The sequence below is a fragment of the Burkholderia sp. SRS-25 genome, assembly GCF_004343765.1.
In the GTDB taxonomy this organism is placed as follows: domain Bacteria; phylum Pseudomonadota; class Gammaproteobacteria; order Burkholderiales; family Burkholderiaceae; genus Burkholderia; species Burkholderia contaminans.
In genome coordinates this window covers 181,154-195,148 of sequence record NZ_PTXM01000019.1, presented here as the reverse complement: position 1 = coordinate 195,148, position 13,995 = coordinate 181,154, and the positions used below count along the sequence as shown (strand labels likewise).

11 protein-coding genes are annotated in these 13,995 nt (G+C 69.0%); 3 read left to right on the top strand and 8 right to left on the bottom strand.

What is annotated here, in order from left to right:
- Positions 1-29: 29 nt before the first annotated feature.
- On the bottom strand, positions 30-419 hold the full coding sequence (locus tag C5O79_RS26335; protein WP_043178912.1) for a fucose-binding lectin II: 390 nt from the start codon (positions 417-419) through the stop codon (positions 30-32).
- 947 nt (positions 420-1,366) lie between these two features.
- Here C5O79_RS26335 and leuA point away from each other — a divergent pair.
- The 3 genes from leuA (at position 1,367) to C5O79_RS26320 (ending at position 5,221) form a co-directional block, all read left to right on the top strand.
- Complete coding sequence (gene leuA / locus C5O79_RS26330) at positions 1,367-3,076, top strand: 2-isopropylmalate synthase (RefSeq protein ID WP_163009043.1); 1,710 nt, start codon at positions 1,367-1,369, stop codon at positions 3,074-3,076.
- Positions 3,077-3,632: 556 nt separating this feature from the next.
- Positions 3,633-4,037, top strand: a complete 405-nt coding sequence (locus C5O79_RS26325; protein WP_131931866.1) for a peptide ABC transporter ATPase — start codon at positions 3,633-3,635, stop codon at positions 4,035-4,037.
- Between the two features lie 179 nt (positions 4,038-4,216).
- Positions 4,217-5,221, top strand: coding sequence for a beta-xylosidase (locus C5O79_RS26320; RefSeq protein ID WP_131931864.1), 1,005 nt, complete (start codon positions 4,217-4,219; stop codon positions 5,219-5,221).
- Here C5O79_RS26320 and C5O79_RS26315 read toward each other — a convergent pair whose 3' ends face one another.
- From C5O79_RS26315 to C5O79_RS26285, 7 genes are read right to left on the bottom strand one after another with little or no spacing between them, the layout of a single operon-like run.
- Positions 5,222-6,274, bottom strand: coding sequence for a hypothetical protein (locus tag C5O79_RS26315; RefSeq protein WP_131931862.1), 1,053 nt, complete (start codon positions 6,272-6,274; stop codon positions 5,222-5,224).
- Entirely contained in the window at positions 6,264-7,556 is a 1,293-nt protein-coding gene (locus C5O79_RS26310; protein WP_131931860.1) for an oligosaccharide flippase family protein, read from the bottom strand. Before C5O79_RS26310 ends, C5O79_RS26315 begins: the two co-directional genes overlap by 11 nt.
- On the bottom strand, positions 7,553-8,719 hold the full coding sequence (locus C5O79_RS26305) for a polysaccharide pyruvyl transferase family protein (protein ID WP_122474673.1): 1,167 nt from the start codon (positions 8,717-8,719) through the stop codon (positions 7,553-7,555). The genes C5O79_RS26310 and C5O79_RS26305 overlap by 4 nt, the downstream gene beginning before the upstream one ends.
- Positions 8,716-9,939: a glycosyltransferase gene (locus tag C5O79_RS26300; RefSeq protein WP_131931858.1), complete on the bottom strand. Its 1,224-nt coding sequence runs from the start codon at positions 9,937-9,939 to the stop codon at positions 8,716-8,718. The genes C5O79_RS26305 and C5O79_RS26300 overlap by 4 nt, the downstream gene beginning before the upstream one ends.
- The gene (locus C5O79_RS26295; RefSeq protein WP_131931856.1) at positions 9,936-12,209 is read right to left on the bottom strand and encodes a polysaccharide biosynthesis tyrosine autokinase; all 2,274 of its coding nucleotides are present in this window, start codon (positions 12,207-12,209) and stop codon (positions 9,936-9,938) included. Before C5O79_RS26295 ends, C5O79_RS26300 begins: the two co-directional genes overlap by 4 nt.
- Positions 12,206-12,715 (bottom strand): low molecular weight protein-tyrosine-phosphatase, encoded by a 510-nt coding sequence (locus tag C5O79_RS26290; protein ID WP_122474676.1) that lies wholly within the window; start codon positions 12,713-12,715, stop codon positions 12,206-12,208. Before C5O79_RS26290 ends, C5O79_RS26295 begins: the two co-directional genes overlap by 4 nt.
- Positions 12,712-13,953: a polysaccharide biosynthesis/export family protein gene (locus C5O79_RS26285; RefSeq protein ID WP_131931854.1), complete on the bottom strand. Its 1,242-nt coding sequence runs from the start codon at positions 13,951-13,953 to the stop codon at positions 12,712-12,714. The genes C5O79_RS26290 and C5O79_RS26285 overlap by 4 nt, the downstream gene beginning before the upstream one ends.
- Positions 13,954-13,995: the final 42 nt, after the last annotated feature.

The following is a 13,995-nucleotide window of genomic DNA, read 5'->3' as shown; positions in this document are numbered from 1 at the left end:
TGTCAGATGCGCGTCAGACGCGCGTCAGGTCAGCCGATCGGCCACTGGAGCACGACGATGCCGTCGTTGTAGTCACTGTCGTGGCCGTCTTCCGACACGACGATCCCGAAGTTGACCGTGTACGGCGAGCCGTCCGATTTCTTGCCGTTGATCGGCGCGAGGCGCGCGTCGGTGGCCGACGGCTTGCCGTTGACCGACACTTCGAAGCGGATCTTGCCGTTGCCGGAATTCAGCGTCGCTTCACGCGTGCCGTCGCGCGTCGTCAGCTTGTGATACGCGGCGGGTTCCTTGCTGTCGCCGATGAACAGCTTGATGTGTTGCTGCTCGGCGGCATTCGCGAAGAAAATCGCGCGGAAATCGGTATTCGGCGGAATCGAAAACTCGCCGGCGCGATTGGATGACGTTTGAGAATCGGCCATGCTTTCCTCCTGAGGGATGATGGGTAAGGCTTAAAGCCGTGTCGCGCAAACGTTTGCTGTTTGAAATGCGACGTACCGAGCATGCCGAAAAATAAATAAAAAAATATTCGCCGGGGAATCGCTATTGTTCAGTAAATCGAAAATGGAGGTTAATCGATTGAGTGAAATGTATTTAATGGATCCTATTTCGATATATTCAGGAAACTATATCGGCGTGTGTATCGATTTTCTGAATGATGCTCGGTTGCGCAGGCGAGGCAGCGGAGGCGGCGGGAAGCAATCGGGCTTCGGCGCGGACGCTCGGCGTTCGCATATGGCAGCGTTGGTTTCAACATCAGCATCTCAGTCGTGGCCGCGCCCACCGGCCACCACCGAACGCCCACACCGAAACCCGATTGATTGCAACAGGAGGGGGTGCGGCAACCGGCGAAGTACGTAGACCAACTCACTCCGAACGTGAACAGGGGCCTCACCGGCGCCGCACCCATGAAGGATATCGACGGCGCGGTGCGCCGCCTATCGGACAGGACTGATTCTGAGCGGTCAAATTCCGCGCCATTTGCACTCGGCCCGTTGACAGCCCCCATCCCCCTGTGATCTGATTTCGGCCATGCAAGCCGCCCAGCCCCTCTTCTCGCTACGACTACTAGCCCGTTTCTCCGGGCTGGGTCTGCGGCTGCGCGCTTTCCATCTGCTTCGTTCCTGAAGCGCCAGATTTCCCCCGCATCACCGACCTGGCCCCGGTTGTCGACCGGCGCCTGAGTTCGTCCTTCTTCCGAATCGCTCCGCTCCGTCCCGGTCGCTCAACCGCCAAGGCCGTCGTTCGCCGTACCGCTTTGCCGTTGTGCCGCTTGCTACCGTTTTGACCGCTGCGCGCGCAGCCGGCCGCCACGATCCATGGCGCGCCGCGGCTCACCCGACCCACCGACCGAGGACCGACCATCATGATGCTGAAGAACCCCGCGACGAAGTACCGACCGTTCACGCCCGTCAACCTGCCGAACCGCATATGGCCGACGCGCACGATCACGCAGGCGCCGATCTGGATGAGCACCGACCTGCGCGATGGCAACCAGTCGCTGTTCGAGCCGATGGACGCCGCGCGGAAGATGCGGATGTTCAAGATGCTGGTCGCGATCGGTTTCAAGGAGATCGAGGTTGCGTTTCCGTCGGCGTCCGAGACCGACTTCAACTTCGTGCGCGAGCTGATCGAAGGCGGCCACATTCCCGATGACGTGACGATCGAGGTGCTCACACAGGCGCGCGACGACCTGATCGAGCGCACCTTCGACTCGCTGCGCGGCGCGAAGCGCGCGATCGTGCACCTGTACAACGCAACCGCGCCGGAATTCCGCAAGATCGTGTTCGGCCTCGACCGCGACGGCGTGAAGACCCTCGCGGTGAACGCCGCGCGCACGATCAAGCGCTTCGCCGACGCCGCGACCGACACGCATTTCACGCTGCAATACAGCCCGGAAACCTTCACGGCGACCGAGCTCGATTTCGCGAAGGAAGTGTGCGACGCCGTGTTCGACGTGTGGCAGCCGACGCCGGAGCACAAGGCGATCGTGAACCTGCCGGCCACCGTCGAAGTCGGCACGCCGAACTTCTACGCGGACCAGATCGAATGGATGCACCGCAACCTCGCGCGCCGCGATGCGCTGATCGTGTCCGTGCATCCGCACAACGACCGCGGCACCGCGGTCGCGGCGGCCGAGCTCGCGGTGATGGCCGGCGCGGACCGGATCGAGGGCTGCCTGTTCGGCAACGGCGAGCGCACCGGTAACGTCGATCTCGTCACGCTCGCGCTGAACCTGTACTCGCAGGGTGTCGATCCGGGCCTCGATTTCTCGCAAATCAACGAAGTCGCGCGCACGGCCGAGGAATGCACGCAGTTGCCGATCCATCCGCGCCATCCGTATGTTGGCGACCTGGTGTTCACCGCGTTCTCCGGCTCGCACCAGGACGCGATCAAGAAGGGCTTCGCGGTGCAGCGCCCCGATGCCGTGTGGGAAATGCCGTACCTGCCGATCGATCCGAGCGATGTCGGCCGCACGTACGACTCGATCATTCGCGTGAACAGCCAGTCGGGCAAGGGCGGTATCGCGTACCTGCTCGAACAGAGCTATGGCGTCGCGCTGCCGCGCCGCCTGCAGGTCGACTTCAGCGCGGCCGTGCAGCGCCTGACCGACGACAGCGGGCTCGAGGTGACGAGCGCGCAGATCTGGTCGCTGTTCCAGCAGGAATATGTCGAAGGCGATGCGCCGCTGCGTTATGTCGGCCATGAGCTGACCGAGCGCGACGGCCGCGAGACGATCGTGCTGACTGCCGACGTGCACGGCGAGCGTCGCGTGTTGCGTGGCGAAGGCAACGGCCCGCTCGATGCGCTGATGCATGCGTTGCGTACGCCGCTGCGGATCCAGCACTACGAGGAGCGCGCGTTGTCGCAAGGCGCCGATGCGAAGGCGATCGCGATCGCGGAACTGGCCGGCACGGGCGTGCGCGGCAGCGCGTTCGGCGTCGGCATCGACGCGAACCTGACGACCGCGTCGATCCGTGCGGTGATCAGCGGGATCAACCGCGCGTATGCGCGCGCGGACGAAGCGGTGCAGGCGACGTTTTTTGGGGGGCAGCCGGCGGTGAAGGCGGTTGCGTAACAAGGGCGCTGGCGGCCGCGCTGGGGGTGTCCGGCGCGGCCGTGTATCGGGTGTCGATGTCGTCTCGGCACTGCTACGCGGTGCGCCACGTCTCAAGCCGGGTGTCGATCGTGGCGGCCGGATTTGCACGACGGTGTGATTGGGGACTCAACGCGATTTGATGTCCCGATCAATCGATCAAAGCGTTGTTTGCTGCATGGGCGTTTGCCGGGAAGCGATGCCCTTCCTCGTCACGTGAAGGCCCGATGACACTATGCTCCGGCGACAGGGCGCAGATGTCCGAATAGGGCAGGTTCCAGATAGTGAGCCTGACATACCCGACAGGCGACGAATGCCTGCAATGGGCGTATCGTTCCGTCGGATCGGGCAGGCACCGTTCCGCCGCACGATATCGTGCGAACCGTTCGCACACTGATGCCGGCGCGTGTCGCCGGCATGTCGTTTGGGGCAGCCGCGAACGTTGGGGTCGAAGTACCCCGTGCGTCAGCCCGCCCGTGCTCCGAAGTCCTTGTCCATTCAACCGGCCCGCTGCAGGGCCCCTCACGAGGAAAGCGTCATGACGAAACCTGACTCCCTGAAAGGCGACATCAAGGGCCAGGCCCAGGTTGCGGACCGCCACGACCTTGAGCGGCCGGATGGTGACAGCGCACTGTGGGCGCGCAGCCTGACGACGCAGCGCGTGGCCGACCTGTTCCGGACCTTGCCGGGCCTGCCGGGTCACTGGATGCAGTTGCAGATGCAGGTCAACGCCGGGAATCGCCATTTCTGCGGCGGCCAGACCGGCCATCAAACCACCGAAGAGGGCAAGGTGCTGATTCGCTGGATCGCCGATGCCGTGATCAAGGCGGCCGAGCGGGCCCCGTTCGATTTCAACTTGCAGCAACTGCGTTTTACCGCCGACATGGGCTGGCTCAAGCTGCATCGCGTGGGTGGGCGCGTGCTGGTGTTGTCGCGGCCCTGAGCGAATCGGCGCGAGGCACTCGACATTGGCGCGGGCCAGCCGGAAGGTCGACGAAGTGCTCGGACCGGTCTGATAGTGAAGCGACGGGCGCTCTGCAACAATGGACGCCCGATACCCTGGCGAGGCGGCGCACATCGGCCGGCCCCCGCCGTTCGCTCACCCCTACCGTCGAATCGCCGATGCCCACGCTCCGGATTTCATCGCTGCTCATCGCCACCGCGCTCGCTTGCGCGGCATCTGCATCCCAGGCGGCCACCACTGATCGGCCTCGCTGGCTCACCGCTTCGCAACAGAAGCCGCGCATCGGCGTACAGGTAAAGATCCAGTCATTCACGGCGGACGATGCCAGGCGGATCCGCCAGACCGGATTCGATTTCGTGCGCTTCGGCGTGTGGACCGATCGCCTGGACCGCGACGACTACCGTCGCCAGGTCGACGAGGCATTCACGGCGGCGCGGTCGGCCCATCTGCCGGTGTTGCTCACCGTCCGCGCGCTTGCGCCGTTCGGGCAAGGGGGAGCGAAAGGCGCAGGCAACGACCAGACGGCGATGCTCGCGGCTGCCGGCGCACGGCTTGCCGACACGGTCGCGCAGTTGGCCGCGCGATATGAGCGCGAACTCGTGGCCGTCGAAGTATGGAACGAACCCGACCTGAGCCGTTACTGGCCCACCGGCGACGTGACGCGCACGTTCCCGCCATTCGCGGACGGGCTGTGCCGACGGCTCGCCGAACATCGACCTGCCACGCCGGTCGTCGGCTTCGGGTTTGCGCGGCCGCCGTCGCCCGGCAGCGTGCCAGTTCGCTTGCTGGCGGGCATGCGCGCGCCGGTGTCGGGCTGCCTCGCCGCCGTGTCGTACCACGCATACGGGATGACGCCCGCGCAGATCCGCGCGGCCGCGCACGATATCGACGTGCGCTACGGCGTACCCGCGATCGTCACCGAAGACGGCGCAGCGTCGATGAACACCGATGGCGAGCCGCGCCAGGCGCAGCGCTTGCGCACGCTGCTCGACGCTCGCGGCGAACTCGATACGCCGCTGATTTCGGTCTACGAATGGGCCGACACTCCAAACGCGAGCGATGCCGCGCAGCGCAGCTACGGGCTCGTGCATGCGGACCGGTCGCCGAAGCCCGCGCTCGATGCCGTGCGGGAATCGCTGGGCGCGACGCCGTCTGCGCGGTAATCACGCCGGCTCGCGTCGCACGCGAATCGACCACAGCACGATCGCGAACGGCGCGATGCTCGACAGGTGCCGCAGGTAGCTGCCGAGATCGGGCTCGAACAGCATCGACACGGCGACATGGCCCAGCAGCAGGCACGCAAGCAGCTCGCCGTGGCGGCCGAACGCGGTGGCGCGGTCGTGCGCGGTCGGCACCGGCACGCGTTGCCACGTGGCGCCGAGAAACAGCGCGATCAGTGCCTGCATCGCGAATCCCTTCGGATCGAACGAGAACAGCACCGGCAGGTTGAGGCGGACGAGCGAGTACGCGTAGTTGCCGACGAAATGAACGAACGAATCGGGCGGGAACGGGTTGTAGAAGCTCGTGCGCGCGCCGAACGGCGACGCATAGACGAGGTAGTCGACAGCGAGGTCGCGCGGCTGCTGAAGCAGCATGTAAACGGCGTTCGGCAACGCAACCAGCACGGCGACGGCCAGCAGCGCACCGGCGATGCGCGGAAGTGCGGATGCCCGGCGAAACGCCCAGGCCGCCAGCGCGATCGCGAGGATCAGCGCGAAGTAGCTGCGGATCGTCGCCGCGTAGCCGAGATAAAGCGCCCCGGCGATCAGCATCGGCGTGACCGTGCCGCGCAGGCGCACGACCGCGAGCACCGCGATCGACATCGCGACGACGAGCGTGTCCTTGCTCGCGACGAACAGGTTGAAGAACAGGCACGGTGCGATCAGCGCGAGATACGCGGCCGCTTCGCCGAGCCGCCGGGCGTTTCGCAACGCGATTGCGATCGTCGCAATGCCGAGCGCGACGACGAACACGGCGGTGCCGGCGTTACCGAGCGCCTGATAGAGCTTGCCGACTGCATCGAACGACGAGCCGTCGTAGGTCGAGCCGCCGCCGATCTGCGTCTGGATCTTGTCCGCGTCGCGGAAGATGAATTCCGGCAGCAGTGCACGCGCGTTGGCATACACGCCGACATACAGCAGCGCGACGAGTGCGGCGACGGTATCGCGCAAGCCGCGGCTCAGCAGCGGGCCGCTGGCGATCACGTTACGCAGCACGGCCGGCTCCCGCTCGCCGGCCGCGTACGGCAGGCAGCCGCGACGTGACGATCCACGCGAGCCACGCCAGTACCGCGATGCTCGCGACGAGATGGGCGACCGCCGCGCCGAGCGCGCGCTGGTCGTGCACGAGCGCGATCGACATCGGCACGCACGCGATGGTCAGCACGACCAGGATGCCGGCGACCAGGCGCCCCGCACGCAACGCGACGGCTGCCGCCCACAGCACGTCGGCGGCGGCGCGCAGGACGAACGACAGCAGCAGGATCGTGAGGACGGCGACCGACGGTCCCTCGTCGCCCGCATGCGCGAGCCCGAAGATCCACGGATGCAGCGCGGCGATCGCAAGTGCGGCGGCGCCGGTCAGCGCGAGCGACGCGCGGAGTGCGTGCGCGAGTTCCGCGCGGAAGGCCGACGCGACGTCGGACGGGCAGACGAGCACGCGGACGAAGCGCGGGGCCGCCACGGCCGCGATGGTCGCGGACGCGATCGTCTGGATCGCATTCGCGATCGACCAGACGAATACGTACCGGCCGAGTTCGTTCGCGTCGAGCAGCGCGGACGCGACGAAGCGCTCCAGATATTGCAGCACCGACAGCAACAGCAACGCGACGAAGAACGGTGCGCCGTCGCGCCAGACCGTCGCGAGGCGCACGCGTGTGGCCGACAGCGCGGGCATCGCCGGCAACTGGCGTGCCGCGCGCGCGATCAGGATCCAGCCGAGCGCGACGACGCCGACATCCGCCGCGAGCCAGATCGCGAACAGCCCGTCGATCGAATCGATCGCGCGAGCCGTGAGCGCGGCGATCGCGACGCCGGCCCATGCGCCCGTGCGGACGAACAGCAGCCATGACGCGGCACGGGCACGATGCAGCGAGAACAGCCACGTGTTGACTTCGAGCGCCGCGTGCTCCGCGCAGGCGACGAATGCGACGAGCATGAGCGGCGTGTCGGCGAGCAGGCCGATCTGCGCCTGGCCGATGCGCCCGCTGCCCGGCAGCGCGGCCGCGCCGCACAGCAACAGATAGGCGCCCGCATACAGCACGGACAGCCGCACGCAGGTGCGAATCGCGTCGCGCGGGTCGGGGCCGGCCAGCCGCCGGTTGATTTCCGTGCTGAAGCCGAGGCCGAGCACCTTCGACGCGACGACCGACACCGCGAGTGCGAACCCATAAACGGCTACCGCGTCGAAGCCGAGCGTGCGCGCAACCACGATCGTGAGCACGAACTTCAGGCCGAGCGCACCGACGCGCAACATCAGGCGGGACATCGCGGCGTTCATCGCGCGACTCCGCCGTCGACGGCGACCCGGAGCGTGTCGACGATCTTCTCGCGTGCCTGTCCGAGCCGCGCGAGCCCGGTTTCGGCCTGGATCCAGAAGCGGCTCAGCGCGTGGGGCGCGAACAGCGTGTCGCACACGGCATGCGCATCGAAGTCGGCCGCGTTCGCGACCCAGCGGTCGAGCCCGAGATCGGCGTAGGCGCCGAATCCCTTGCGCTCGTAACTCAGGTGATAGGCGGGCACGCCGTGCAGGATCGCTTCGAGTGCGCCGTGCAGGCGCACGGACACGACCGCGTCGGGTTGATCGGCGGCGAGCACGTCCTTCAGCGAACGTGCAGCGTCGAAGCCGCGTTCGCGGTAGTACGCGGCATCGTCGTTGCCGCGCCCGGTGCTTTGCACCGCGAACGTGACGCGGCAGAACGCGCTCAGGCGCTCGATCATCGCGTCGGTCTGCGCGTGATAGCGCGCGCACTGCGCGTTGCTCCACGCGGGCGGGCGGCGCAACACGAGCGCGACGTGCGCGGGTGTCGACGCGGCCGATTCCGCGCGATGCCGCAGGCCCGACGCTTGACGCCCGAACGCGAGTACCGCGAGATCGGGGGCGCGTCGTGTGTTGGCGTTGGCGGCGAGGAAACCGGCAGACCGGTCGTCGCGCACGAACACCGCATCGAGGCCCGCGAGCAGCGAGGTCAGGTGACGGGCGAGCAGCGCGTTGCCGGCCGCAGGCCCGATGCTTTGCGGCAGATAGACGGCCGGCTTGCGCGCCGCGCGGGCTGCGCGCATCTGGACGAGATGCCCGGCTTCGAGCTTGAGCGCTTCGACGGCATTGCGCGCGCGCAGGTAGCCGCCGCCGACGCCGACGATCAGGTCGACGTCGCGCAGCAGGCCGCGCAGGCCCGCGAGTGCCGGATTCGCGCTGACGGGCAACGCCGTGGCGAGTGCGCCGATCAGGCGCCCGGTGCCGGCGGCGGCGAGGACCGGCGCCGGCCGCACCTCGGGATGTGCGGGGAACGAAGCCGGATCGGCGGCGACCACCGACACCTGCGTATCGGGGCCGAACGCATCGCGAAGCAGCGCGACGGACAGCTCGACGAGCAAGCCGTCGCCGGAGTTGCGCGCGCTGTAGGCGTGCAGCAGCGCGACGTGAACGGGGCGGTGGGTCATGCTTTTTCCTGGAGAAGATCGTGGTAGACGGCGAGCGTGCGATCGACCATCGCGTCCGCCGAGAAGTGCGCGCACGCGCGGGCGCACTGGTCGCGCATCTGCTGGTAGGCGGCCGGGTGCTCGACCAGCCGGCCGACCATCGTCGCGAACGCAGTGGGGTCGTCGCTGTTCGGCACGCTCAGGCCCGTGCGGTGCGCGGCGATCAGTTCGGTCGCGCCCGACACCTGCGTGGCGACCATCGGCACGTGCGCGGCGACGGCTTCGAGGCACACGTACGGAAAACCCTCGTAGCGGCTCGGCAGCGCAAGCAGGTCGAACGCGGAGAAGTAGCGGCGTGCTTCGTCGACGCGGCCCGCGATCCGCAGGTTCGCGGGCAGGTTGCGTGCTTCGTCGCCCGCCGCGCGGTCGAAGTCGCCGGACCCGATCGCGACGACCTGCACGCGCTTGCCGTAGCGCGCGTCCAGCAGGCGTGCGACGCGCACGAGGCGATCGACGCCCTTCTGATGATCGAAGCGTCCGACGAAGCCGACGACGAACGTGTCGTCGGCGAGCCCGAGTGCGATGCGCGCGGCCTGGGCGGCGAGCAGGCGCGGCGGCGTCACGCCGTTTTCGACGAGACGGATGCGCTCGCGTGCGATGCCGAGCGTGTGCAGGTGATCGGCTTCGTCCTGCGACACGGCGATCACCGCGTCGGAACACGCGTTACCGAGCACGCGCTCGATGCCGCCGTAGAACGCGCGTTTCGCGGGCGACAGGGTCGGATTCAGCGTATAGACCGCATGCGGCGTGTACACCTGCTTCCACGGGCCGCGACAGAGCCGCGCAAGCGCGCCGGCCTTCGAACTGTGGCTGTGCACGATGTCGGGGCGAATGTGGCGCAGCAGCCGGCGCAACGCGAGCACGCCGCGCAGGTCGTGGGCGCCGACGGCGCGCCGTAGCGGCAGCCGGTGGAATGTCGTGCACTGAGCGGCCGCGCCGGCCAGCATCGCGTCGTCGAAGCGTGCGCCGAGCGGTGCGATCAGGTGGATCTCGACGTTCGAGCGGGCGCGCAGCCCCGCGATCAGGTCGGTCAGGTGCACGGCGACGCCGCCGCCGGCCGCTTCGACGACGAGCGCGAGGCGCAGCGGTGCAACGGTGCGCGCCGAAGGCAGCGATCGGGCGGAGGAGGGGGAGCCCGTCGCGCGGTCGGCTTGCGACGGGACGAAGGCGATGTCGTTCATGCGGACCTCGTCAACAGGCGCTGGAGCGCGGACCGCAAGCGGGCGATGTGCGTGCACCGTGGCGTGTCGCACGTGTAGCGATACGCCTCGTAGCGATAGCCGCCGAATTTCGAGCCGAACGCCGATGCGCCCGAACGCGGATCGAGGCCGTTCAGCACCACGCCGAGCGTCGCGTCGGTCCGGTGAGGCAGCCGCTTCGCGGCTTCGACCAGCTCGCCGGCCCGGGTGGAACCGGCGCGCGCGACGAGCAGCGTCGCGTCCGCATGCGTGTCGAGCCAGGTCGCGTCGGTGGCCGCGAGCAGCGGCGCGGAATCGACGATCACGATGTCGTAGCGTTCGCGCAGCCGCGCAAGCAGTTCGCCGGCGCGCGCATGTTGCAGCAGCGCGGTCGGCGCGGCCGGCAGTTCGCCGGTCGGCAGGAAATCGAGGTTCGGCGCGACGCTGCGAGGCAGGGCGGCGTCGCTATTCGAGCGGCCGTCGAGCAGCTCGGCGAAGCCGGGCCCGCGTTCGAGGCCGAAATACTGGTGCAGGTAGCCCTTGCGCAGGTCGCCGTCGATCAGCAGTACGCGCCGGCCGCTCGCCGCATGCACCGCGGCGAGGTTGACCGACACGAACGACTTGCCGGTGCCCGGCGCCGGCCCGGTGACCAGCACGAGCGGACGCGCGACTTCCGCGAGCGAGAAATGCAGTGCGGTCTGCAGGCTGCGCAGCCCTTCGATCGCCGGCTCGTACGGATCGTCGTACGCGAGCACGTGCAGGCCGGCGGCGCGTCCATCGACCGCGCGCATCAGCGTGCGCTGGCGTGCGGCGGCGGGCAGCACGGCGCGCACCGGCAGCGACGTGTGCCGTTCGATCTCGTCGACGGCGTTCAGGCCGCCGTACAGGAATTCCCGCACGAACGCGGCAAGCAGGCCGAGCGCGAGACCGGCCAGCGCGGCCGCCGCGATCACGACCGGCCGGTTCGGCCGCACGGGGTCGGCAGGCGCGACGGCCGCGTCCACCACGCGTACGCTGGCCGTCCTGCCCGCCTGCACGAGTTCGAGCTGCTGGATGTTGTTCAGCAGCGCGGTGTACAGGTCGGTGTTGACCTTTACGTCGAGCTGCGCGCGCACTTCCTCGCTCTGCTGCGCGGGCAGGCGCGCGATGCGGGAATCGAGCGCGCCCTGCTGTTGCCTCAGCGTCGCGAGCTGCGCGTCGAGCGCGGCCATGTCGGGGTGAGTCGGCAGGAAGCGTCGCGACAGCGCGTCGCGTTTCTGCTGCAGTTCGAGCGCGCGTGTCTGCAGATCGGCGCCTTGCTGGAGTGCGACCTTGCCGGCCTCGGCGAGATCGACCGAACCCGTGCGGCTGCGCAGGCCCGCGTAGCGCGTCTCGGCGCGTTCGAGCTGCTGCTTGACGATCGGCAACTGCCCGTTCAGGAACGTCAGCGACTGCTCGGCCTCCGCGGATCGTCGCGCGATGTTCTGTTCGACATAGCGGCTCGCGATGGCATTGAGCGTCGCGCTGAGGTTGGCCGGATCGTCGCCGCGCAGCGACGCGACGAGCACGCCCGACTGCTTGACCTTCTCCTGCACGTCGAGCGCGGTGCGCAGCGTGTCGATCGTCTCGGCACGCGATTGCCGGATCAGCCGGAAGCGTGTGCCGGGCAACGCGTCGAAGCCGGCGATCTCGATCTGCAACGGGCCGTAGCGGGTCGCGAAGGTTTCCGCCGTGCCGACGGTGCCGATCGCGTCGGCCGTCATGTCGGCGCCGGTCAGGCGGTAGCGGGTCGCGTCGATGCGCACCACGTGGAACGTATCGCCCTCGGCGCGCGTCGGCACGTCGAAGCGGCTGACGTCGATCCGCTCCTGCCCCCACGCGTAGCCGCCGAAGCCGAGCAGGCCGGGCGGCAGGACGCCGTCGTTGAAGCGCGCGACGAATGCGCCGAGCACCGGCACGCGCGACGGCTTCGCGACGATGTAGCTGCGCAGGTCTTCCACCGCACGCGTGACGACGAGCCGCGACGACAGGATCTGCGCCTCCGCCGACGCGGGCGAGGCGACGTTGAAGAAAGACGCGGCGTCGCCGAGCAGGTTCTTCGATGCGGCGTCGGCCGCATCGTCGGTCTGGATCATCAGGTCGGCCTGGTAGGTCGGCGGCGCGACGAACGCGTACAGCGCACCGGCCGCGAGCGTGGCCGCGGCGATCGCGGTGACGGTCCAGCGCGCGTGGCGCAGCACGTCGAGCACGCGGATCAGGTCGATCTCGCGTTCGGGAGAGGCGGAAGTCGTCATGGCTGTGAGTCGTGGAAAGAGGCGGCGGCCTGCGGCCAGCGCGCGGCGAGTCGCGGCAGCCAGCTGCCGACGGCGAGATCGATCAGCGCCGCGCAGCGCACGAAGTCGTCGCGCGTGCCGCGATACGGATCGAAGATGTCGAAGCCGGGCGGCGTGCCGTCGGCAACACGCGCGAATTCGCCGAGGCGGAACACGCGGCCGCGCAGGAGCGGATGGCGCGCTTCGAGTGCGCGACGCTGCGCGTGATCCATCACGAAGATCAGGTCGGCCTGCGCGCTCATCGCGGTCGTCACGGGGCGGGCCGTGTGGCCGTCGAGGCTGAGGCCGCGCGCGCGGGCCATGTCGCGGGCCAGCGGGTCGGCCGGGCGGCCCGGCGGCGGCGCGAGGCCGGCCGACCCGACCCGTGCGCGCGGCAGCTTCGCCGCGAGCATCGCCGCGGCGAGCGGGCTGCGGCAGACGTTGCCTTCGCACACGACGAGCAGGCGGGGGAGCGGGGGCAAGGTCATTTCGCGGCGATCCCGGCGGCGACGCCCGTATTCACGCTCGGCAACAGCAGGCTCAGTACGCGGCTGAAGCGGACGAGCCCGTTGCCGTCGACGTAGACGATGTCCTTCGGCTCCAGCTCGAAGCGGTTCGCGAGCACCATCGCGACGGGCGAACGCGCGTCGAGATGGAACACGGTCGGCGCGTGGCCGTCCGCGCCGCGAATCACGAACATCTGCGCCGCGTCGGCCGTATTCGAGTTGATGCTGCCGGCCTGCAGCAGCGCGTCGCTGAGCGTGAGGCGGCCGTTGCGTTTCGGCAGCGCGAGTATCGGGCGGTTCACCTCGCCCATCACGTAGACGCCGTTGTCGTCGCGCGCGCCGACGCGCAGCAGGTCGCCGCCGCGCAGCACGATGCGCGACGGATCGCGGTGCTGCTCGATGAGGCGTGCGAGGTCGATGCGCACGGGCGTGCCGTCGCGCACGAGCGTCACGTCGCTCTGGTCGGCGGTCGGCGTGAAACCGCCCGCGCGTGCGATCGCATCGGCGAGCGTCATCGTCACGTCGTTGACGGGCTGTGCGCCCGGCGTGTGGACTTCGCCGTCGATGTACACCTGCTGCGAGCGGAACGACGCGACGCGCAGCGTGAGCTGCGGGTCGCGATAGATCGTGCCGAGCACGCGCTTCACGCGGGCCTGCGCATCGGCGGCCGTCAACCCGGCGACCTTCAGCGTGCCCGCGTACGGGAACGTCAGGTTGCCCCGATCGTCGACGACGAAGCCCGCGACGGGGTCCGCCGCGCGCGCCGGCGCCTGCGGCGCGGCGCCTTGCGCGGCGGCAAGCTCGGGGTGGTCCCAGACGGTGATCTGCAGCACGTCGCCGGGGCCGATCCGGTAGGCCGGCGCCTGCGGCGTAGCGGGCTGCTCGAGCGCCGCGACGGCGGCGTCGCGCGCCGCGCGTTGGTGTGCGATCAGCGCCGGGTCGATGGTGACGATCGGCGGCATCGTGGCGGCGGCAGGCGGCACGTGCGACGGGGCCGCCGTGCGGCCATCGGCGGCGATCCGGGTTGCAGCGGGCGCGACGACCGTCCGGGTAGCGGCCGCGGGCGTGCCGACGGGTTCGTCCGCGAGGCGGCCGGGATGCGGTGCGTTCATGTTCATGCCTGGCGCCAGCGCGCATCCGGACAGCCCCATGCTGGCCGTCAGGACGAGCGCGAGCGCACTGCGGCGGCGCGGGGCCGCCGATGCGATCGAAGTGTTCATGGGTTCCTTCCAGTCGTGCCGGGCCATCGCGAGGCGGCGGCA

Bases quoted from the DNA above. Each gene is read 5' to 3' on its own strand.
- C5O79_RS26335 (WP_043178912.1), bottom strand. From the start codon at position 419: ATGGCCGATTCTCAAACGTCATCCAATCGCGCCGGCGAGTTTTCGATT.
- leuA (WP_163009043.1), top strand. From the start codon at position 1,367: ATGCTGAAGAACCCCGCGACGAAGTACCGACCGTTCACGCCCGTCAAC.
- C5O79_RS26325 (WP_131931866.1), top strand. From the start codon at position 3,633: ATGACGAAACCTGACTCCCTGAAAGGCGACATCAAGGGCCAGGCCCAG.
- C5O79_RS26320 (WP_131931864.1), top strand. From the start codon at position 4,217: ATGCCCACGCTCCGGATTTCATCGCTGCTCATCGCCACCGCGCTCGCT.
- C5O79_RS26310 (WP_131931860.1), bottom strand. From the start codon at position 7,556: ATGAACGCCGCGATGTCCCGCCTGATGTTGCGCGTCGGTGCGCTCGGC.
- C5O79_RS26305 (WP_122474673.1), bottom strand. From the start codon at position 8,719: ATGACCCACCGCCCCGTTCACGTCGCGCTGCTGCACGCCTACAGCGCG.
- C5O79_RS26300 (WP_131931858.1), bottom strand. From the start codon at position 9,939: ATGAACGACATCGCCTTCGTCCCGTCGCAAGCCGACCGCGCGACGGGC.
- C5O79_RS26295 (WP_131931856.1), bottom strand. From the start codon at position 12,209: ATGACGACTTCCGCCTCTCCCGAACGCGAGATCGACCTGATCCGCGTG.
- C5O79_RS26290 (WP_122474676.1), bottom strand. From the start codon at position 12,715: ATGACCTTGCCCCCGCTCCCCCGCCTGCTCGTCGTGTGCGAAGGCAAC.
- C5O79_RS26285 (WP_131931854.1), bottom strand. From the start codon at position 13,953: ATGAACACTTCGATCGCATCGGCGGCCCCGCGCCGCCGCAGTGCGCTC.